The sequence below is a fragment of the Microvirga terrestris genome (genome assembly GCF_015694425.1).
Classification (GTDB): Bacteria; Pseudomonadota; Alphaproteobacteria; order Rhizobiales; family Beijerinckiaceae; genus Microvirga; species Microvirga terrestris.
Genome location: NZ_JADQDN010000003.1, coordinates 34,932 through 55,165 on the forward strand (window position 1 = coordinate 34,932; position 20,234 = coordinate 55,165).

The following is a 20,234-nucleotide window of genomic DNA, read 5'->3' on the forward strand; positions in this document are numbered from 1 at the left end:
GTCAGGCCTCCACTGTGTCAACGAGCGCGCGACCGACACGGGCAGGTCCCGGGAAGTAATCCCATTCCTGCGCATGCGGATAAGGCGTGTCCCAACCGGTCACACGCACGATCGGCGCCTCGAGCTGGAAGAAGCATGCTTCTTGAACGAGTGCCGCCAGCTCAGCCCCGAATCCTGACGTAAGCGTCGCCTCATGAACGATCACGCAGCGACCCGTCTTTCTAACGGAAGCAACGATGGTCTCCATGTCGAGAGGAAGCAGGGTGCGCAAATCAATGATTTCCGCGTCGATTCCCGTCTCCGTTGCAGCCGCCTGTGCGACATACACCATTGTCCCGTAAGCCAGCACGGTCACGGCCTTCCCTTCTCGAACGATTGACGCCTTGCCGAGCGGCAACGTGAAATAGCCGCTGGGCACCTCGCCGAGGTCGTGCTTAGACCAGGGCGTGATCGGGCGGTCGTGATGACCGTCGAAGGGACCGTTGTAGAGCCGCTTCGGCTCCAGGAAGATCACGGGATCGGGATCCTCGATGGCCGCAATCAGGAGGCCTTTGGCGTCGTGGGGGTTCGACGGCACGACGGTCTTCAATCCCGACACATGGGTGAATAGGGCTTCGGGGCTCTGGCTGTGAGTCTGCCCGCCGAAAATTCCGCCGCCGGTCGGCATGCGGACGACGAGCGGACAGGTGAACTCGCCGTTTGAGCGATACCGCAGGCGGGCTGCCTCGGACACGATCTGGTCATAGGCCGGGTACATGTAGTCGGCGAACTGAATCTCGATGCAGGGGTGAAGCCCATAGGACGCCATGCCGATGGCGGCTCCGACGATGCCGGCTTCGTTGATCGGGGCATCAAAGCACCTGGTCTTTCCGTATTTCTGCTGGAGTCCTGCCGTGCACCGGAAGACACCGCCGAAATAGCCCACATCCTCCCCGAAAACCACGACACGCTCGTCGCGCGCCATCATCACGTCCATCGCGTCGCGGATGGCTTCGATCATCGTCATGCGTGCCATGGATCAGACCCCCGCCTGCTGACGCTGCCGGCGCAGATGGGGCGGCATCTCGGCATAAACGCCGTCAAACATGTCGCGCGCGGAGGGCTTCCCGCCGGCATGCAGAGTGCCGTAGCTCTCCGCCTCCTTCTGTGCGGCGATCACCGTATCGAGAATTTCTGCCTCGGCCTGCTTGTGCCGCTCCTCGGACCAGACGCCCCGCATGATCAGGTGGTTCTTCAGACGGATGATCGGATCGCCGAGAGGCCAGGCATCGGATTCGGTCTTGGGGCGATAGGCTGATGGATCGTCCGATGTGGAATGCGCCCCGGCCCGGTAGGTGACGTACTCGACGAGGGTCGGCCCGAGATTACGACGAGCCCGCTCGACGGCCCATTTTGCCACGGCGTAAACGGCGAGATAATCGTTGCCGTCCACCCGCAGGGACGGAATGCCGAAACCCAAGCCTCTCGCCGCGAAGGTGCCCGACCCTCCCCGGGCAATGCCCTGGAAGGTTGAGATCGCCCATTGGTTGTTGACGATGTTGAGGACGACCGGCGCCTTGTAGGTGGAGGCGAAGACGAGCGCGGCGTGGAAATCGGACTCGGCCGTCGACCCGTCGCCGATCCACGCTGCGGCGATCCTGGTGTCGTTGCGGATCGCCGAGGCCATCGCCCAACCAACAGCCTGGATGTACTGGGTCGCGAGGTTGCCGGAGATCGTGAAGAAGCCATGCTCCTTGGAGGAATACATGACAGGCAGCTGACGCCCCTTCAACGGATCGCGCGAATTGGAATAGACCTGGCACATCATGTCGACCATCGGATAGCCGTCCGCGATCAGGAGGCCGGCCTGGCGATAGGTCGGGAAGTTCATGTCTCCTGGGGAGAGCGCCCTGCGGAAGGCGCAACTGATCGCCTCCTCTCCGAGGTGCTGCATGTAGAACGATGTTTTGCCCTGGCGCTGGGCGATCAGCATCCTGGCGTCGAAGGTCCGCAGCGTCATCATGTGGCGCATACCTTCGATCAGTTCCTCGTCGCTCAGCAGGCCGGCCCACGGGCCGACGGCTTCGCCACTCCGGTTCAGAACGCGAATGATCGAAAAGGCGAGATCCCGGATCGACTCAGGTTCTACATCGATATTCGGCCTGGGGACGGCTCCTGCCTTGGGAATTTTGACATTCGAGAAATCCGGGGCGCCTCCCGGACGAACGGCTGGTTCCGGCACGTGAAGGGACAGAGGTGCGTCAGTTGTCATGATTGGTTGTTCTCCTCCGGAGAGAACTAGGAAAGAAACACCATCCGGCCATAGGTGCAACGAGGTGGAAATGAGGCCTGGGGAAAGAGCCCCATCATCTGGCCGGTCGAGCGTCAGGTATGCACGAATACATCTGCGTGTTCGGCCGAGAAGCGCCCCAACTCTTCCATGACCTCTTCAAGATGAGCCGCCATAGCCCTGTGCGCTGCTTGGGGATCCCGAGTCTCAATTGCGTGGAAGATCTCGCGATGCTCGGCCAGGGTGACCGTATGGCGGCGAGGCGACGAAAGGAGGCGGCGCACCCGGTCGATATTGGCACGGGATGCATCGATGACGGCAGCCACGCGGGGCAGGTTCAGTCCCTCGACCAGAATCGTATGAAACGCGAGATCCAGGGCATAGAAGCCAGGGCGGTCTCCGCGCTCAACGGCCTCCTGCTGGGCCCGCAGGTTTTCACGAAGGGCGTCCATATCGGCCGCTGACAGAAGCTCGGCCGCCTTTTCCGCCACCATGCATTCGAGAGCCTGGCGGATCAGCATCGATTCCCTGATCTCCGGCAGGCGGATACGGGCAGCCCGGCTGCCGCGCTGCGGCAGGATTTCGACGAGCCCCTCCGCCGCTAAGCGTGCAAGAGCCTCCGACACTGGAAACCGGGAGACCCCGAGGGCGAGGCAAACAGCCCCTTTATCGATGAACTCGCCCGGCTCGAAATCGAGATCGACAATAGCCGACCGAAGCGCGCGCTCGACCTGCTCGGTCGTGTTCCCTCGTGGCCCTCGCTCCAAGGGAATCAGGAATTCGTAGGATTTTCTCTTGTCGAACGCGCCCATATCTCTAACATGTTAGTCCAACCGATGGGCGAAAGCCACCAGCTTGTCGGGGGCCTCTGGTGAGTTCACCGCTCACTGATCATCACGAATCGGCCGCAGAGCCGGGCATTTTCGGAGGAACGCCTATGCCATCTTTGACCCGCCGCCTAGCTTTCGGCCTCATTGCCGCCGCGACCATCGCCCTCCCCGCTTTGCCGGCAAGCGCCCAGACCAAGCTCAAATGGGCGCACGTCTACGAGACGTCCGAGCCCTACCACAAATGGGCCCTCTGGGCCGGTGAGGAGCTCAAGAAGCGGACCAACGGCAAATACACGATCGAGGTCTTCCCGGCCTCGTCGCTCGGTAAGGAGAGCGACATCAACGAGGGACTGTCCCTCGGTACGGTCGACATCATCTATACCGGCCAGCTCTTCGCCGGCCGCGCCCACGGGCCGGTCGCCATAGGCGGCGCTCCGTACATGTTCCGGGACTTCGGCCACTGGAATGCCTTTCGGAAATCCGATCTCTTCAAGGAGCTTGGCCAGGGATATGAGAAGAAGACGGGCCACCGGGTGGTGAGCCTCACCTATTACGGCGAGCGGCATGTGACGGCGAACAAGGACATCACAAAGCCCGAGGACATGAAGGGGCTGAAGATCCGTGTGCCCGATGCGCCACTCTACACCATGTTCCCAAGAGCCGTCGGCGCGAACCCGACGCCGATTGCATTCGCGGAAGTTTACCTCGCGCTCTCGCAAGGCGTGGTCGATGCGCAGGAGAACCCGCTGGTCACCATCCAGGCCAAGAAGTTCCATGAGGTCCAAAAGAACATCGTGTTGACGGGACACATCACGGATGCCCTGCTCACCATCGTTTCCGGCGGCACGATGAAGCGCCTCTCAGCCGACGAGCAGAAGACTCTGAGCGAAGTCCTGCAGGAAGCAGCGGACAAATGCACCGACGACATCGTCAAGATGGAGAAGGAGCTGGTCGCCTGGTTTAAGGGACAGGGCAAGAACGTGGTGACGGTAGATCGGACGCCGTTCCGCGAAGCCGTGGTCAAGATGCACATGGGCTCCGACGCTACCTGGGACAAGACAGTCTACGACCGTCTCCAGGCGATCAAGGCGACCACCAACTAGCGCAACCATCGAGGCTCTCTTTCTTGCGGAGAGAGCCTCTCCCTTCTCATTGAGAAAAGCCGGAACGTATGCCCGCAATCCAGAACACCCAAGCTCCTGCCATGACCGAAGCGAGGAGCAACACAGCTCCGCCGGATGACATCCTTCAGGAGATGGATGAACTCTTCGAGCAATGGCGTGAGGAGGAGGCGCATGTGGATCTGTCCGACCTCAAATGGTCGGATGCCATTGTGTTTGCTATTTTCTGGATCCTGTTCGGGATCGTATTTCTGCAGTTCTTCACCCGTTATGTCCTGAACAACTCGCTGGGATGGACGGAGGAAATCGCCCGCTATTTCCTTATCCTGATCACCTTTGTCGGATCGGTAACAGCCATGCGCAAGGGCTCGCACATCGCAGTCGAGGCGCTTCTCGTCTATCTTCCCCGGGAAGCCAGGCACTGGACCCTTGTTGTGGTCGACGGCCTCGTCGCGCTCTTCTGTGGCGCCATGGCGTGGTATGCCTATCAACTTGGGGCACTGGCTCCAGGCTACATGGTCTCTATCGATATTCCGAAAAGCTACCTGTACTGGGCGGTTTCCGGGGCACTCGCCGGCGTCACTGTGCATGCGACCTTACGGTTTCTGCGACGCCTACGCCGCCGTGAGGCGGATGCCGCTCACAGCCTGACAATCGACTGAGGGCGGAGATCTCCATGCTCATTACTCTGATGCTTGTCGCCCTCTTGGTCATGATCGTCATCGGCGTCCCGATCGCTGTGGCATTGGCCGGATCCTCACTGCTGTTCCTCTTCATCGGAAACCTGACAGGCGAAATCACAACTCCGGTGATTACCGTAATTCACCGGATGGTGAACGGCGTCGATTCATTTCCCTTGCTGGCTGTTCCCTTCTTCATCATGGCCGGCAACCTGATGAACTCCGCCGGTATCACCAAGCAGATCTACGACTTCGCCGTCGCAGCCGTCGGCTGGCTGAAGGGCGGCCTTGGCCACGTGAACGTCGCTGGTTCCGTCATCTTCGCTGGAATGTCGGGAACAGCCGTAGCGGACGCAGGCGGCCTTGGAACGATCGAGATCAAGGCCATGCGCGATCATGGCTACGACACGAAGTTCGCCGTGGGCCTCACTGCCGCTTCATCGACCATCGGACCCATCATTCCGCCGTCTCTGCCGCTGGTCATTTACGGCGTGGTCGCCAATGCCTCGATCAATGCACTCTTCGTCGCGGGCATCGTTCCTGGCTTGATCATGGCGCTCTTCATGTCGGCCACTGTGGCTCTCTACGCCCATTATTATGGGATCGGGCGCGATGCAAAGTTCAATTTCGTCCGCCTTGGGCGCTCCTTTGTCAATGCCTTCCTGCCTCTTCTCACCCCCGCCATCATCATCGGCGGCATGAGCTTCGGCCTGTTCACCCCCACCGAAGCGGCCGTCTTCGCCTGTGCCTACGCCCTCCTGCTGTCGACCGTGATCCATCGCAGCTTCAACATGGTGCTTGCCGCGCGCGGGCAGCGGCCCCGCTACTCGGTGTTGAACCTGCGCCAGTTCATCCGTGTCACCATGGACACGGTCGAGACGACGGCCGTGGTGCTTCTCATCGTGGCTGGAGCTTCGATCTTCGGCTGGGTGCTGACCACAACCCGCACCACCGACGCCCTCGGTGAGTGGATCATCACCTATGCGGCGGATCCGATCACTTTCCTGATCCTGGTAAACGTCTTCCTACTGATCGTCGGTTGCTTCATGGAGACGATTGCAGCCATTACCATTCTGACCCCGGTGCTGCTGCCAGTTGCCGTAAAGCTTGGCATCGATCCGGTTCATTTCGGCCTCATTATGGTTCTCAACCTGATGATTGGCCTGCTGACGCCCCCGGTTGGGATGGTTCTCTATGTGCTCACCCGTGTGGCAAACATCACCTTCGAGGAATGCATGAAGGCTTGTGCTCCTTGGCTGGTTCCCTTGCTTCTCGTGCTTCTCCTCATCACCTTTGTCCCTGAAACCGTCCTTTGGCTGCCGCAATTCCTGAAGGAAAACGGCTACCTTTGATTTCGAAAAGTGATTGCTATGAACACCCCACGCACGATCTGCCTTTCACCTGATGACAACGTGGTCATCGCCATCGATCTCGTGAACCAAGGTACCGAAGTTGCAGGTCTGACGGCGCGCGAGCGCATCCTGCGCGGCCACAAGATGGCCGTGGAACCTATCCGTGAAGGAGAGCCGATCCGGAAGTTCGGCCAAATCATCGGCTTCGCCAAGAACCACATCGCGCCGGGCGAATGGGTGCACGAGCACAATGTGGGCCTGCACGATTTCGAGCGGGATTATGCTTTCTGTGCCGATGCAAAGGACGACCACCTGCTTCCGCCCGAACTGCGCGCCACCTTCCAGGGATACCGGCGTGCCTCGGGCAAGACTGGGACCCGCAACTATATCGGCATTCTCACATCCGTGAACTGCTCGGCTTCAGTCGCGCGGTTTGCCGCAGCAGAGGTGGAGCGCTCGGGAATTCTGCGCGACTATCCCGGCATCGACGGTATCGTCGCCATCGTTCACGGCACAGGCTGCGGCCATGCGGCCTATGGCGAGGGATTCGAGATCCTGCGCCGGACCCAGTGGGGTTATGCCAGCCACCCCAACTTTGCAGGGGTGATCATGGTCGGCTTGGGCTGCGAGGTGTTCCAGATCGGGCGCATGAAGAAGGAGTACGGTCTCACCGAGACGGACACATTCCGCACCCTGACGATCCAAGAGACCGGCGGCACGCGAAAGACCGTGCAGGCCATTGCTGATGCCGTGAAAGCCATGCTCCCGATCGTCGCGAAGGCTCAGCGGGAGACACGTCCCGCCTCGGAACTGGTCCTGGCTCTTCAATGTGGCGGCTCCGATGGCTATTCCGGCCTCACCGCCAATCCTGCCCTGGGCGTCGCGTCAGATCTGCTGGTGCGCCATGGCGGGACATCGATCCTGTCCGAGACGCCGGAGATCTACGGCGCAGAGCATCTGCTCACCCGCCGCGCCGCAACCCGGGAGGTCGGCGAGAAGCTGGTTTCACGGATTAGATGGTGGGAGGCCTACACGGAGCGCAATGGCGGCGAGATGAACAACAATCCGTCACCGGGCAACAAGGCAGGCGGCTTGACAACGATTCTCGAGAAGTCTCTGGGCGCCTCAGCCAAAGGCGGACGCTCCACGCTTCAGGCCGTGTACGAATATGCCGAGCAGGTGAAGGATCACGGCTTCGTTTATATGGACACGCCCGGCTACGATCCTGTTGCCGCCACGGGCCAAGTGGCCGGCGGTGCCAACTTGATCGCCTTCACCACAGGGCGAGGATCCGCTTTCGGCTGCAAGCCTGCACCATCTCTCAAGCTCGCCACCAACTCTGACATTTATCGCCGCATGATCGACGACATGGATATCAATTGCGGCGACATCCTCGATGGCGTTTCCCTCGAAGAGAAGGGTCAGGAGATCTTCGATGTTCTGCTGAAGGTAGCCTCAGGAGAGCACACGATGTCTGAGGATCTGGGTTATGGCGACCTTGAGTTCGTTCCCTGGCAGGTTGGCGCTGTGATGTGAACGGTAGTTGAGAAAGCAGGTTTGTGCCAATCTCAGGCGCCAAGCTTTTGTTCAGTCGGCGCCTGAGATGGAATGTTCCAAAAGATCAACTGACAATTCTTCCCATAGGGAAGCATCTTTTAACGATGTGTTAACCATATTCCGGCAACCATGCTCGGGCTGATCCACCAGAAGGATCAACACTCTCCCAAAAGTGAACGAGGCACGGATGTACTGCCTCGCTTCGCTTTGGGATGCAGTGCCCCGGGCGTAGCCGAGCCCTTGAACTCACCACCTGGAATAAGTGAATTTCGACGGCTACAGGCGAAGCACCTGTCACGACATGGCGTCAGCCAAGCACATAAAGCGCTGTTGCGACAGCAGCGATCCCGCCGACGAAAGCGTATGGATACCAGGCGGGAAAGGGTTTGTCGTGACCTTTGAAACCCACGCTGCAACTCCTCGATACTAAGTGCCAGTTCGGTCCTTTGTTCATTTCCAAAATGGTATTTTTGTGAACCGCCGAAGATGGGCGGTAGCGCATGGATGAGAGGTCTCCAGCAGACTTGGCGCGCTCGAAATCGGGAAAAACTTACTTTGAAGGCATTTTAAGGAAGCGAAATCGCTCCCGTTCTTAACAGAGTAGCGCTTGTTTTAGAACGCCTCTGACTTTCACGTAACCCCTTGATCTAAATAGCTTCTCCCAGATATTCCATCACGGCGTCTTTTAGGATGCTTCGCTGGCTCGGACATGGATTCACAGCGGTGGATCAAAAGGCGCCAAGTTTTCTCTCGCATCCGTGAGGCTGCGTATCTGCGCGCTCGTCCATACGAACGAGGAGGAGTTCATGAAGGTAAGCACGTGGAATGATCCTGGATATTCCACAGGAGGCATATGGGAATGCCTTGCTCTGCTCCTCCCCTTAAGCGGAGCGGCTCTGGCTCAGGAAGGTGCTTCACCCTCGCCTCTGCGTATCGAGCTGAACAAGATCGAGGCTGCAGGCGAGAATTGCCGGACCTACTTCCTGATCAACAACCAGAAGGGCGACAGCTGGCGCTCGCTGAAGCTTGATTTGTTCGCTCTCGATACAGACGGCGTTGCAGCCAAGAGGCTGGCTGTCGAGGTTGGTTCAGTGCCTGGCCGCAAGACCCTTATCAAGCTGTTCGACTTCCCAGGCTTGAGCTGCACACGGTTAGGAAGCGTTCTCCTTAAGGACGTCATGACCTGCGAGGGTGCTGCGAATTCCCGGGAGGAGTGCCTGTCCGCTCTCGAAACATCCTCCAAGATCGACGCTGTTTCGTTCACGAAATGAGATTGCTGTAATGAGCGACATCGTACCTGCTGCCCCGCACGATCTATCCTTTGTCGGACTGTTCCTGCAGGCCGACCCGATCGTCAAAGGCGTCATGATCCTGCTCGTCCTGGCATCGCTTGGATGCTGGACGATAGTTGTCGAGAAGCTTCTGCGCTTCAGGAGCGTCCGGCGCGAGGCACGGGCCTTCGAAAGGGCCACACGCTCGGGCGAGAAACTTCACCCGCAATCCGCTGGGACGAATGGACGGATCATTGCTGCAGGCCAAGAGGCTTGGCGCGATCAGGACCCGTCGGAGAGCCGCGCGGAGCGTCGGGAGCGGATCGAGCGGGCCATGCGGGCTGCGCTGTCGGCCGACATGCGCCAACTCCAGGTGGGACTACCGTTCCTGGCCACCACAGGATCGGCTGCGCCCTTCATCGGCTTGTTCGGCACAGTCTGGGGCATCATGAATTCGTTCTCCGCCATCGCGGCAAGCCAGGATACCAGCCTGTCGGTGGTGGCTCCCGGTATTGCCGAAGCGTTGTTCGCAACAGCCATCGGCCTCGTGGCCGCCATTCCGGCGGTGACCGCCTACAACAAGCTCACGACGGATCTCGGCCGCCTGCAGCAATTGTTTACGGCAGGCATCACGGTGCTCGGTGACCGGCTCGCGCGAGACCGCAAGCCTCTTCTGCGCGCAGAGGCCGCCGAGTAATGGGCATGGGGCCGCTCCGCACAGGCGAACCGGATGATGACTTCGGTATTGCGCCTCTGTCCGAGATCAACGTCACACCACTCGTCGACGTGATGCTCGTGCTGCTCATCATCTTTATGGTGGCAGCACCCCTGATGACCGTCGGTGTGCCGGTGAACCTGCCGAAAACGGCAGCCGCGAAGGTATCTCAACCGAAAGCACCTGTTGTCATCAGCATTGACGAGCAGGGTCGGCCGTTTCTCGACAAGGAACCGTTCACGCCGGATGGGATGATGCCGAAGCTCAAGGCGCTTGCGAGCGCCGATCCGGCTCAGGTCGTACTGGTCCGCGGAGACAGGGCTGTCCCCTACGGGCGCATCGTTGAGATCATGGGGCAAGTCAGTGCGGCCGGTTTCAGCAAGGTCTCGCTCATCGCCCAGGCTCCGGGCGGAATGCCGGCCCAGTAAGACCTGAGCCAAGCCCGATGTCCGTACAAAGCATCCGTTCGACGCAGGAGCCGAACCGGCTCGGAATCGCCTTCCTCACGGCGCTTGCCCTTCATGGGGCCGTTCTGGGAGCCCTGACGCTCTGGCGATCCAGCGAGGATGACACCCCGGGCGAGCAGGAGATCACCATTGATCTTGCTCCCGCAATGGAGGAAGCGGTGTCGGTCGCACCTGCGGAGATGGCCGCCGTCGCAGCGCCGGAGGCTGAGCCGGAACCAGTGCCGCTGGAGCAAGTGAAGACTGAGCAGCCCGAAGAGATTGCCGAGATCCACGAGCCGCAAGACATGACGGAAGCACCTCCGGTCGAAGCGGAGATGGCGATGGAGCCCGAGCCTGTCGTAGCTCTTCTGCCGCCGGATACGGTGGTCGCAAAGCCTTTTGAACAGCCACCCCCGCCAAAGCCTGAGTTCAACCCCGAGAAGAAGCAGCTACCTAAGCCTGTGGAGCGCAAGCACCCTCCTCGCAGGGCGGTCGCCCAGCCGCAGCAGCCTCCGTCTGAGGCGCGCCAGGGACAGGCTTCGGCCTCGCGCGAGAACATGGGAGGCTCGGCAGCTTCGGCAGATCCTGGTGCCCGCAGCCGCTATTTTGCAAGTTTAAGAGCCGCGCTGCGCAGTCGCTTCCGCGTGCCAGAAATCCTACGCAGTCAAGGTTTCAACGGGTCTGCTGAAATAGTATTCACGATCGACTCCTCTGGTCAGATTATCAGCTCGTTCATCGGGCGCAGCTCCGGCAACCCTGCCGCCGATCAGGCCGCGCTCGCCGCCGCAAGGCCGGGATCCTCTGTGCCGCCGGCGCCGGATCCTGTTCCAGAACGCAGATTTAATATACCACTCGCTATCAACATCCGCTGAAGTCGCCCCTGCGCAGCCGCCCTTGCGAACTTGACGACTCTGCGATGACGCTTACCCTACCCGTAAAGAATGCAGCCATGCACTTGCTCCATTTGGCAGGTCAGAGACGGCATTCCGCGACGGGAGAAAACACCATGACGGGAAAAGCTTTCGCCTCAACGGGAGATATGTCCGACAAGACCGTGTCCTTCACCGAGATCGGACCGGATCTTTACGCCTATACCGCCGAGGGCGATCCCAATACCGGTGTGATTATCGGCGACGATGGCTGCATGGTGATCGACGCACAGGCCACCCCGATGATGGCCGAGGACGTGATCGCCCGTGTGCGATCCGTGACAGACAAGCCGATCAAGTATGTGGTTCTTTCGCACTACCACGCCGTGCGCGTGCTTGGCGCATCGGCCTACAACGCACAGGGCATCATTGCGTCGAACGCCACCTACGATCTCATCGTCGAGCGCGGCGAACAGGACAAGGCCTCGGAAATCGGCCGCTTCCCGCGCCTGTTCAAGGGCGAGAGCAGCATCCCGCCCGGTCTCACCTGGCCCACCCTCACCTTCGAGAGCGGCATGTCGGTGTTCCTGGGGAAGCGTGAGGTGAAACTATTTCATCTCGGAGCCGGCCACACTGCAGGCGACATCGTGGCCTGGGTGCCGGACGCGGAGGTCATGTTCACCGGCGACCTCGTGGAGTATCACTCGGCCTGCTATTGCGGCGATGCCTATCTGCGCGAGTGGCCGCTGACGCTCGACGCCATCCTGGAGTTCCAGCCGCACGCCATTGCACCTGGTCGCGGCGCTGCCTTGCAGGGCAGCCAGCAGGTTCGCGAGGCAGCGGCTATGACCCGCGACTTCGTCACTACACTTTACGGCGCAGCTGAACTGTCGGTCGTGCGGGGTCGCTCGCTGAAGGAGACCTTTGCCGCAACCCGCGAGGTTATGGATCCGAAGTTCGGGAACTTCGCCATCTATGAGCACTGCCTTCCCTTCAACGTCTCGCGTGCCTTCGATGAAGCGTCGGGCATCGACCATCCGGTGATCTGGACGGCCGAACGGGATCGCGAGATGTGGGCGGCCCTTCAGAGCTGACGCTCGACTCGAGATGGAGGAATGGGACGCATCATGAATACCCGCAAAATCCTCTATCAATACGGCTATCACCGCTGCCCTGATCAGGATCGTGCTTCTCCTGCCCGGCATTCCGTCATCATCGTCGGTGCAGGGCCTGTCGGCCTGTGCACGGCCATCGACCTCGCGCAGCGACGCATCCCCGTGGTGCTTCTCGACGATGCAGACAGGATCGGCGAAGGCTCGCGCGGCATCTGCTATGCCAAGCGCACGCTCGAGATCCTCGACCGCCTCGGTGTTGGAAATCTCTGCCTTGAGAAGGGCGTCACCTGGAAGGTCGGCAAGGTCTTTCAGGGCAATGATCTGCTCTATGCTTTCGATCTTCTGCCCGAGGATGGGCACAAGATGCCGGCCTTCATCAACCTCCAGCAATATTATCTGGAGCACGCCCTCGTGGAGCGCGCTGCAGCACTCCCGAACCTTGAGATCCGCTGGTGCAACAAGGTGGTGGACCTGAAGCATCGCAACGATGGCGCTACACTCACGGTCGAGACACCTGAAGGCACTTACAAGTTCGATACAGATTGGGTTGTTGCCGCCGATGGGGCACGCTCTCCCTTGCGCGGGATGCTGGGACTGGCGTTCCAGGGTGAGGCCTTCGAGGACCGGTTCCTAATCGCCGACGTGAAGATGAAAGGCAATTTCCCGCCCGAGCGCTGGTTCTGGTTCGACCCGCCCTTTCATGAGGGTCACTCCGCTCTCCTGCACAAGCAACCGGACGATGTCTGGCGCATCGACCTGCAACTCGGGCGCGACGCGAACGTCAAGGCCGAGCAAGCACCTGAACGTGTGATTCCGCGGCTCAGGCAGATGCTGGGCCATGACAATTTCTCGCTCGAATGGGTCTCGGTCTATACCTTCCAGTGCCGTCGCCTGGAGCGTTTCGTGCATGGCCGCGTCGTCTTTGTCGGAGACGCAGCCCATCAGGTCTCGCCCTTCGGCGCGCGGGGCGCGAATTCCGGCATTCAGGACGCGGACAATCTGGCGTGGAAGCTTGCAATCGTTCTCAAGGGTGAAGCGCCGGAGAGCCTGATCGAATCCTATAATCTCGAACGCTCCGCCGCGGCCGATGAGAATATCGGCCATTCGACCCGGTCAACCGATTTCATCGCACCACGCTCGGCACAGGAGCTTCGCTTCCGCGATGCCACTCTGGCCCTCGCGCGCCATGCTTCCTTTGCCAAGCGGATGGTGAACTCGGGAAGGCTGTCGATGCCATCCACTTACGACACACCGCTTTCGACGCCGGATGCCGACAGCTGGTCCGGCTCTGCCCGCCTCGGTGCTCCTCTTCCCGACGCTCCTCTGCACGATCAAAATGGACGACCAATCTGGCTGCTGGATGCGATTGGCGGCGAGGAGACGATCCTGCATGTGCCGAACGGAACACAACCTCCCAAAGGCTCCCGGGTTCTTGTCATCGGGAGTGATCTTTTCGACAATCAAGGTTTCTTCGCACAACGATTCGATGCGAGCCCCGGGAGCACCTATCTCGTGCGACCCGACCAGCACCTCGCGGCACGCTGGCGTCATGGGACGCCCTCGCTGCTTGAGAGCGCCTCGCGTCGGTTGCGAGGGTTTGAGGGAGGCCATGCATGACCGCGCTCATCACTGAGAGTCGTTTGGCCGATCCGGATCGCACCTATCGTGCGCTGATCGAGGCGCATCGAGGGTTGTCGGATGAGGACAGTGCGGCGCTCAACAGCCGCCTCGTCCTCATTCTGGCTAACCATATCGGCGAGCACTCCGTGCTCCAGGAGGCCATTGCTCTCGCGAAGCAGAGCATGGAACCAGTGGAACCCGCGTCGGAGTGATCAGATCGGCGCATCAAGCAATCCCGAGATAGGCCGCTTTCACCTGAGGGTCGGCGAGCAGGGACGAGCCTGTTCCGCTATAGGCCACCTTGCCGGTCTCAAGTACATAGCCGCGGTCGGCAATTGCTAAAGCGGCGCTGGCATTCTGCTCCACGAGAAGCACCGTGATCCCGTCTTTCCTCAGGGACACGATGGCATCCAAGATTTGATCGACCAGGAGCGGAGATAAACCGAGCGATGGTTCATCCAGCAGCAGGAGCCTGGGGCGCCCCATGAGCGCCCGGCCGATGGCCAGCATCTGCTGCTGACCGCCCGACAATCCACCAGCGAGGAGATGACGCTTCTCGGCCAGGATCGGGAACATGGCAATAACCTTATCTCGATCCTGCTCGATCTCCTTGTCACGACGCCTATAGGCCCCGAGCCTCAGGTTGTCTTCGACCGTGAGGGGTCCGAATACCTGTCGCCCCTCAGGAGATTGGGTGATGCCGAGTTCCACACGCTGATGCGGCGGCAGGCGATCGATGCGCTGCCCTTTGAAGCGGATCTCCCCGCTTGTGATCGGCTGCACACCGGAGAGTGCGCGCAGCAGCGTCGTCTTTCCTGCACCGTTTGCGCCAACGAGCGCCACGACCTCTCCGGTACGCACTTCAAGGCTGACGCCTTTCAGGACCTCAATGCGGCCATAGGCGCTGCGCAGATTCTCCACCTCAAGCACGGGCAGCCTCCCGGGCGCCGTGCTGTCCCAGATAAGCCTCAAGGACCTTTGGATCAACGCGCACCTCCCGCGGCGTTCCTTCGGCCAGCGGCCTGCCTCGCTCCAGAACCAGGATCCTGTCGGAGATCTTCATCACGAGCTTCATGTCGTGCTCCACGAGCACGACCGCGACACCCCTGTCGGCGACCTGGCGGATCAGGTGATCGATTTCCTCGGTCTCAACCGCATTGCAGCCGGCCGCCGGCTCGTCGAGGAGCAGAACGCGCGGCTCTGCCGCAAGGGCTCGGGCGATCTCGAGACGCTTGCAGGCCCCATAGGGAAGCGAGCCGGCGGGCACATCCGCCACATCCTTCAGGCCCACATAGGCGAGGAGATCGAGCGCGGCGGCCCGCGTCTCCCGGTTCTGGCGCGTCACGGATGGCGTTCTGAACAGTGCCGGGAAGAGACTGCATTTCTCGCGGAGATGGCGGCCGACCATCACGTTCTCGCATGCGGTCATGCGCTGGAAGATCTGCAGGTTTTGGAACGTGCGCGAAAGCCCCCGAGCAGCCAGCTTGTGGGGTGACAGACCGGTCACATCCTCGTCGGCCAAGTGGATCGTGCCACGGCTTGCGGCATAGATCCCGGATACGATGTTAAACAGCGTTGTCTTCCCGGCGCCGTTCGGGCCGATGATCGAAAGGATCTGGCCGGGGCTCACCGAAAAGCTCACGCCATCGACGGCCTTCAAGCCGCCGAAGGAGATGCCGATATCCGCAGCCGTCAGGATCGTCATGACCGTGCCCTCCTGTGAAACGGGCCCGAGAGGCTCGGCACGATGCCGTTGCGCATGAAGATCATGGACACGATGATGATGAGCCCGAGCAGGAGATGCTCGTATTCGTGGAAGACCGTCAGCGCCTGCGGCAGCGTCACCAGAACGGCCGCTCCGACGATGCTGCCGACAATGGATCCAAGCCCACCGAGTACCACGATGGTGACGAGTTCCACGGAATGAAGGAAGCCTGCCTGATCCGGGTTGATGAAGCCGTTCATGAGGGCCAGCGCCGAACCGGCAATCGAGGCATAGACGGCAGCGATCACGAAGGCCTGCAATTTGAAGCGGGCGACATCGACGCCCACCACCTGGGCTGCCACTTCGCTGTCATGCAGCGCACGAAAAGCCCGCCCTGTCGGCGTCTCGTCCAAGTTGAGTGCAATCCAAGTGCCGATGAGGAGGAGAGCACCCGTCACCCAGTACCATGTGTAAGATCCGCTGACGCGCCAGCCGAACAGGGTCAGCCGCTCGACCGGCATGCCGTCCGGTCCGCCAGTCCAGCGGCTTTCTGTCGAGATCACGAGCGCGACCAGAACGCCGAGACCGAGGGTCGCAATCGCGAGGTAATGCCCCCTCAGCCGCAGGATTGGGCGTCCTACCAGATAGGCGAGCACGGCAGAGAGAACGGCACCCATGAGAAGCGCCGCCCAGGACGGGATGCCAAGATGAGCCGGCCCGATGGCAACGGCATAGGCTCCGATCCCGAAGAATGCCGCATGGCCGAGACTGACCTGCCCCGCCTGTCCCATGAGGATATTGAGGCCGATGGCGGCCAGCGCCGACACCCAAACAAGCGACGCTACGCGGAAATAGTAGCTTGAGGGAAAGACGAATGGAAGAACGGCAATCACTGCTGCCAAAATGACAAGGGTCAGATAGCGCTGGTTCAGGAGAGCACCCATTCTTACACCCGCTCGACGGCTCTGCGTCCGAACAGGCCCTGCGGGGCTGCGAACAGGACGATGAGGATGACCAGGAACGCGAAGGCGTCCTTGTAGGTGGAACTCAGGTAGCCCGCACCGAAGGCCTCCAGCAGCCCGAGCAGAAGCCCTCCCACGACAGCACCCAACGGGTTGCCCATGCCCCCAAGCATGGCAGCGGCAAAGCCTTTCAAGGCCAGCAGCGTCCCGACATCGTAGTTCGTCAGGGTGATGGGCGTCACGAGAATACCCGCGATGGCCCCAATGGCGGCGGATCCTCCGAAGGCAAGCGCCATAATCGTGGTCGTGTTGATGCCGACCAGCCGTGCTGCCAGCCGGTTGGCCGCCGTTGCAAGCACAGCCTTGCCGAGGAGCGTGTGCTCGAGAAAAACGTAGAGCGCTACGACAACGACTGCGGCTCCGCCGAGAACCCAGAAGCTCTGCGGCTGGACGGCCGCGCCAAGAATGTCGATCGGCGCCTCACCCGTGAAACCGGGGAGCTTGTGGAATTGCTTGTCGAAGACGATCGCGGCTATTCCACGGAGAAGGATCGATGCGCCGATGGTGATGATAATGAGGGTTACGGCCGATGCACCACGGGCAGGCTCGATGGCGAGGCGATGGAGGAGCAGCCCGATCACCAGAGCGACCACAACCGCAATGACAGCAGCCAGCGGCAGCGGCACACCGGCGGCCGACGCGAATACCGTCACCATGCCGCCGAGCATGACGAACTCACCCTGGGCGAAGTTCACCACGCCGGATGCGTTGTAGATCAGCGTGAATCCCAGCGCGACGAGCGCATAGACTGCACCCACCGTCAGACCGGAAATGAGAAACTGGAGGAACTCGGCCATAATGCTGTCCCACGTTCGTCAGATTGACGAACGGGAGGCCGAAGATCCGCCTCCCGTTTGGTCCATACCCGCGAGGATCAGCTGCCTGAGGCCACCAGATTCCAGTCGCCACCCTTGATCTCAAGCATGCGGAAGGCCGAGAGATCGAGGCCGAGATGGTCCGTGGCCGACATGTTCACGATGCCGCCGGTTCCGACGAAGCCTTTGGTCTTTTCGATCTCATCACGGATCTTTCCGGAATCCGTGGAGTTGGCGCGCTTCATGGCCTCGACCAGAATGAAGAGACCATCATAGGCATGCCCGCCGAAGGTCGAGACGGGCTGCTTCGTGGCACCCTCGTAGGCCTGCTTGTACTCGGTCACCACCTTCTTCTGCGGATCGCTCTCCGGCAGCTTGTCGCCCACAAGCAACGCTGCGGCCGGCAAGCGTACGCCCTCCGCCGCAGCACCCGCGAGATCAATGAAGCTCTTCGAGGCAACGCCATGGCTCTGGTAGAATGGGATGCTGTTCATGCCGAGCTGAGCATAGTTGCGGGTCACGATAGCAGGGCCCTGACCGAAGCCCGGGTTGACCACGGCCTGCACGCCAGCCGTGTTCTTGATCTTGGTGATCTGAGCGGTCATATCGCTGTCGCGCGGGCCATAGTTTTCGTCGGCTACGATCTGCATGCCGTAATTCGGCGCCACCTTCACGCATTGCGCCCGCATGGAAGCGCCGAAGCCGTCGGTGCCGGAGATCAGGCCGATCTTGGTGAAATTGCGTTTTTTCAGATCCTCGAAGATCTTCTCGCAGGCCATCTTATCGGTATGCGGCGTCTTGAAGACGAACTTGCGCACAGGGTCGATTACCTCGATGGCACCCGCGAGCGAAATGAAGGGAATCTTGGAGTCCTCGAAGACCGGGATCATCGCCATGGTGCTGCCGGTCGTCGTGCCGCCGACCATGGCGATGACTTCGTCATCCTCGACAAGACGAGTCGCGAAGGTGCGCGCCTTGTTGGCATCGCCGCCGTCATCGTAAATCACGAGCTCAATCTTCTTGCCGGCAACACCGCCAGCCGCATTGATCTTGTCGACATAGAGCCGCAGCGTCTTGTCCTCAGGCTCTCCGAGGAACGACGACGGGCCGGTGACCGAGAGCACCGATCCGATCTTGACGGTATCCTGCGCATGGGCGCCGTGAGACACGCCAACGCTGAGCGCACCTGCAGCCAGCATGAACTTGAACGTCGTTTGTGATTTCATCCGTTTCCTCCTGGTTGTTGTCGTTTGTTTTTATGTGTTCTTGCACAGTGCATCGGCCCACCGGCAACCCTTCAGGTCACGGCGGCTCGAACACGGTGGAATGGAAAAGCATTACTGGTGAAGCAGGCGCTGACGCTTACGCGATCGTGTGTGTGCACAGCCTGGAAGGCTTGGGTGAGCATATCCCGATGGTCTTCGAAAAATCCCGTCTCATGCGGCTCCGTGCGAGCTGAGAATGCTCTCATTGACCCTTTGTCCAACATCAATATAATTGACCGAACGGTTGGTCAATAGTAAACAAGTCGCAAGACCACCCGCTTGCCATCAGTGAAGACTTCGGGAGGGCCATGGTGGAGACTGATCTCATCCTCACGGACAGGCGTGAGGGCTACCGCGTCATCACCCTCAACCGGCCGGATCGCCTCAACTCCTTCAACGAAGCGATGCATGCGGCCCTCATGGCAGCGTTGCTCGATGCGGAGGAGGACAATGATTGCCGGGCCCTGATCCTCACAGGCGCCGGGCGCGGCTTCTGTGCCGGCCAGGATCTGTCGGACCGGGTCTTCGCTCCAGGACAGCCCCCCGATCTCTCCTCGACACTGGAGCGTCTCTACAATCCCCTCGTGCGCAAGCTGCGCGATTTGCAGATGCCGGTGGTCTGCGCCGTCAATGGCGTTGCAGCCGGCGCCGGCGCCAACATCGCGCTCGCCTGCGACATCGTTCTGGCGGCGCGTTCGGCCAAGTTCATCCAGACCTTTGCAAAACTCGGCCTCGTTCCCGATTCCGGCGGCACCTGGTTCCTGCCGCGCCTCGTCGGCACGGCCCGCGCACGGGCGCTCGCCCTGCTCGCCGAACCTGTTGCGGCCGAACAGGCGGAGGCCTGGGGCATGATCTGGAAGGCGGTCGACGATACGGGCCTCATGGACGAAGCGCATCGTCTCGCGGCGCACTTCGCGACGCAGCCGACCGTGGGACTCGGGCTGATCAAGCAGGCTCTCGACGCCTCGCAGACGAACGATCTCGTCCGGCAGCTCGATCTGGAGCGCGACCTGCAGGGCCGGGCCGGCCGTACACCGGACTACATGGAAGGCGTTATGGCCTTCTTCGAGAAGCGGACACCCAGATTCACGGGAAGAGCCTGATGGACGCGCCCTCCTCCGCCCTCGCCGCGTATGACATCGCGCAAGCCTGCGCGCAGGCCATGTGGGCCGAGGATCAGGCGAGCCAGGGCCTCGGCATGGTCGTGGAGCGGGTCGCGCCCGGTGAGGCGGTTTTGTCGATGCCGATCCGCCTCGACATGACGAACGGCCATGGCATCTGCCATGGTGGTTTCATCTTCACGCTCGCCGACTCGGCTTTTGCGTTCGCCTGCAACACCTACAACCAGCGGACTGTCGCGCAGCAATGCGCCGTGACGTTCCTGCAGCCCGGCCGCCGGGGCGACACGCTGACGGCCCATGCGGTGGAGCGCAATCGATCCGGCCGCTCCGGCATCTATGACGTGACGATTCGCAACGGCCAGGGCGAGGTCGTCGCCGAGTTCCGCGGGCACTCGCGCACGATTCCCGGCACGCTGCTCGCGCCGAGCGCGGACGAGACGGAACCAACAAGAACATGAATG

At 61.0% G+C, this 20,234-nt stretch carries 21 protein-coding genes; 13 read left to right on the plus strand and 8 right to left on the minus strand.

Going from position 1 to position 20,234, the window contains the following annotated elements:
• Position 1: 1 nt before the first annotated feature.
• From I2H36_RS07195 to I2H36_RS07205, 3 genes are all read right to left on the minus strand, one after another.
• Positions 2-1,015, minus strand: coding sequence for an alpha-ketoacid dehydrogenase subunit beta (locus tag I2H36_RS07195; protein WP_196263217.1), 1,014 nt, complete (start codon positions 1,013-1,015; stop codon positions 2-4).
• A gap of 3 nt (positions 1,016-1,018) precedes the next feature.
• Positions 1,019-2,251 (minus strand): 3-methyl-2-oxobutanoate dehydrogenase (2-methylpropanoyl-transferring) subunit alpha, encoded by a 1,233-nt coding sequence (locus I2H36_RS07200; RefSeq protein ID WP_196263218.1) that lies wholly within the window; start codon positions 2,249-2,251, stop codon positions 1,019-1,021.
• A 113-nt stretch (positions 2,252-2,364) separates the two neighbouring features.
• On the minus strand, positions 2,365-3,081 hold the full coding sequence (locus I2H36_RS07205; protein WP_196263219.1) for a GntR family transcriptional regulator: 717 nt from the start codon (positions 3,079-3,081) through the stop codon (positions 2,365-2,367).
• A gap of 134 nt (positions 3,082-3,215) precedes the next feature.
• Here I2H36_RS07205 and I2H36_RS07210 point away from each other — a divergent pair, with 134 nt between their 5' ends.
• From I2H36_RS07210 to I2H36_RS07260, 11 genes are all read left to right on the plus strand, one after another.
• Positions 3,216-4,202: a sialic acid TRAP transporter substrate-binding protein SiaP gene (locus I2H36_RS07210; protein WP_210331009.1), complete on the plus strand. Its 987-nt coding sequence runs from the start codon at positions 3,216-3,218 to the stop codon at positions 4,200-4,202.
• Positions 4,203-4,303: 101 nt separating this feature from the next.
• Positions 4,304-4,882 carry a TRAP transporter small permease gene (locus tag I2H36_RS07215; RefSeq protein WP_210330992.1) on the plus strand — a complete coding sequence of 193 codons (579 nt, stop codon included), beginning with the start codon at positions 4,304-4,306 and terminating at the stop codon, positions 4,880-4,882.
• 20 nt (positions 4,883-4,902) lie between these two features.
• On the plus strand, positions 4,903-6,252 hold the full coding sequence (locus tag I2H36_RS07220; RefSeq protein ID WP_343234421.1) for a TRAP transporter large permease: 1,350 nt from the start codon (positions 4,903-4,905) through the stop codon (positions 6,250-6,252).
• An 18-nt stretch (positions 6,253-6,270) separates the two neighbouring features.
• Positions 6,271-7,788, plus strand: a complete 1,518-nt coding sequence (locus I2H36_RS07225; RefSeq protein WP_196263223.1) for a UxaA family hydrolase — start codon at positions 6,271-6,273, stop codon at positions 7,786-7,788.
• An 827-nt stretch (positions 7,789-8,615) separates the two neighbouring features.
• Positions 8,616-9,080 carry a Tat pathway signal protein gene (locus tag I2H36_RS07230; RefSeq protein WP_196263224.1) on the plus strand — a complete coding sequence of 155 codons (465 nt, stop codon included), beginning with the start codon at positions 8,616-8,618 and terminating at the stop codon, positions 9,078-9,080.
• A gap of 10 nt (positions 9,081-9,090) precedes the next feature.
• Entirely contained in the window at positions 9,091-9,777 is a 687-nt protein-coding gene (locus tag I2H36_RS07235) for a MotA/TolQ/ExbB proton channel family protein (protein WP_196263225.1), read from the plus strand.
• The gene (locus tag I2H36_RS07240; RefSeq protein WP_196263226.1) at positions 9,777-10,223 is read left to right on the plus strand and encodes an ExbD/TolR family protein; all 447 of its coding nucleotides are present in this window, start codon (positions 9,777-9,779) and stop codon (positions 10,221-10,223) included. Before I2H36_RS07235 ends, I2H36_RS07240 begins: the two co-directional genes overlap by 1 nt.
• A gap of 17 nt (positions 10,224-10,240) precedes the next feature.
• On the plus strand, positions 10,241-11,113 hold the full coding sequence (locus I2H36_RS07245) for a TonB family protein (RefSeq protein WP_196263227.1): 873 nt from the start codon (positions 10,241-10,243) through the stop codon (positions 11,111-11,113).
• 134 nt (positions 11,114-11,247) lie between these two features.
• Entirely contained in the window at positions 11,248-12,204 is a 957-nt protein-coding gene (locus I2H36_RS07250) for an MBL fold metallo-hydrolase (RefSeq protein ID WP_196263228.1), read from the plus strand.
• A 33-nt stretch (positions 12,205-12,237) separates the two neighbouring features.
• Entirely contained in the window at positions 12,238-13,842 is a 1,605-nt protein-coding gene (locus I2H36_RS07255) for an FAD-dependent oxidoreductase (RefSeq protein ID WP_196263229.1), read from the plus strand.
• Positions 13,839-14,057 carry a DUF2783 domain-containing protein gene (locus tag I2H36_RS07260; RefSeq protein WP_196263230.1) on the plus strand — a complete coding sequence of 73 codons (219 nt, stop codon included), beginning with the start codon at positions 13,839-13,841 and terminating at the stop codon, positions 14,055-14,057. Before I2H36_RS07255 ends, I2H36_RS07260 begins: the two co-directional genes overlap by 4 nt.
• 13 nt (positions 14,058-14,070) lie before the next feature.
• Here I2H36_RS07260 and I2H36_RS07265 read toward each other — a convergent pair whose 3' ends face one another.
• The 5 genes from I2H36_RS07265 to I2H36_RS07285 all read right to left on the minus strand — a co-directional run bounded on the left by I2H36_RS07265 (position 14,071) and on the right by I2H36_RS07285 (position 18,613).
• The gene (locus I2H36_RS07265; RefSeq protein ID WP_196263231.1) at positions 14,071-14,775 is read right to left on the minus strand and encodes an ATP-binding cassette domain-containing protein; all 705 of its coding nucleotides are present in this window, start codon (positions 14,773-14,775) and stop codon (positions 14,071-14,073) included.
• Positions 14,768-15,550, minus strand: coding sequence for an ABC transporter ATP-binding protein (locus I2H36_RS07270; RefSeq protein WP_196263232.1), 783 nt, complete (start codon positions 15,548-15,550; stop codon positions 14,768-14,770). Before I2H36_RS07270 ends, I2H36_RS07265 begins: the two co-directional genes overlap by 8 nt.
• Positions 15,547-16,494, minus strand: coding sequence for a branched-chain amino acid ABC transporter permease (locus I2H36_RS07275; RefSeq protein ID WP_196263233.1), 948 nt, complete (start codon positions 16,492-16,494; stop codon positions 15,547-15,549). Before I2H36_RS07275 ends, I2H36_RS07270 begins: the two co-directional genes overlap by 4 nt.
• Before the next feature lie 2 nt (positions 16,495-16,496).
• Entirely contained in the window at positions 16,497-17,369 is an 873-nt protein-coding gene (locus I2H36_RS07280) for a branched-chain amino acid ABC transporter permease (RefSeq protein WP_196263234.1), read from the minus strand.
• 77 nt (positions 17,370-17,446) lie between these two features.
• Positions 17,447-18,613 carry an ABC transporter substrate-binding protein gene (locus tag I2H36_RS07285; RefSeq protein ID WP_196263235.1) on the minus strand — a complete coding sequence of 389 codons (1,167 nt, stop codon included), beginning with the start codon at positions 18,611-18,613 and terminating at the stop codon, positions 17,447-17,449.
• Positions 18,614-18,963: 350 nt separating this feature from the next.
• Between I2H36_RS07285 and paaG the strand changes: the two genes are divergently transcribed.
• Together paaG and paaI are read left to right on the plus strand one after the other, a co-directional pair.
• On the plus strand, positions 18,964-19,755 hold the full coding sequence (paaG, locus tag I2H36_RS07290; RefSeq protein WP_196263572.1) for a 2-(1,2-epoxy-1,2-dihydrophenyl)acetyl-CoA isomerase PaaG: 792 nt from the start codon (positions 18,964-18,966) through the stop codon (positions 19,753-19,755).
• Complete coding sequence (gene paaI / locus I2H36_RS07295; protein ID WP_196263236.1) at positions 19,755-20,231, plus strand: hydroxyphenylacetyl-CoA thioesterase PaaI; 477 nt, start codon at positions 19,755-19,757, stop codon at positions 20,229-20,231. The genes paaG and paaI overlap by 1 nt, the downstream gene beginning before the upstream one ends.
• Positions 20,232-20,234 lie beyond the last annotated feature (3 nt).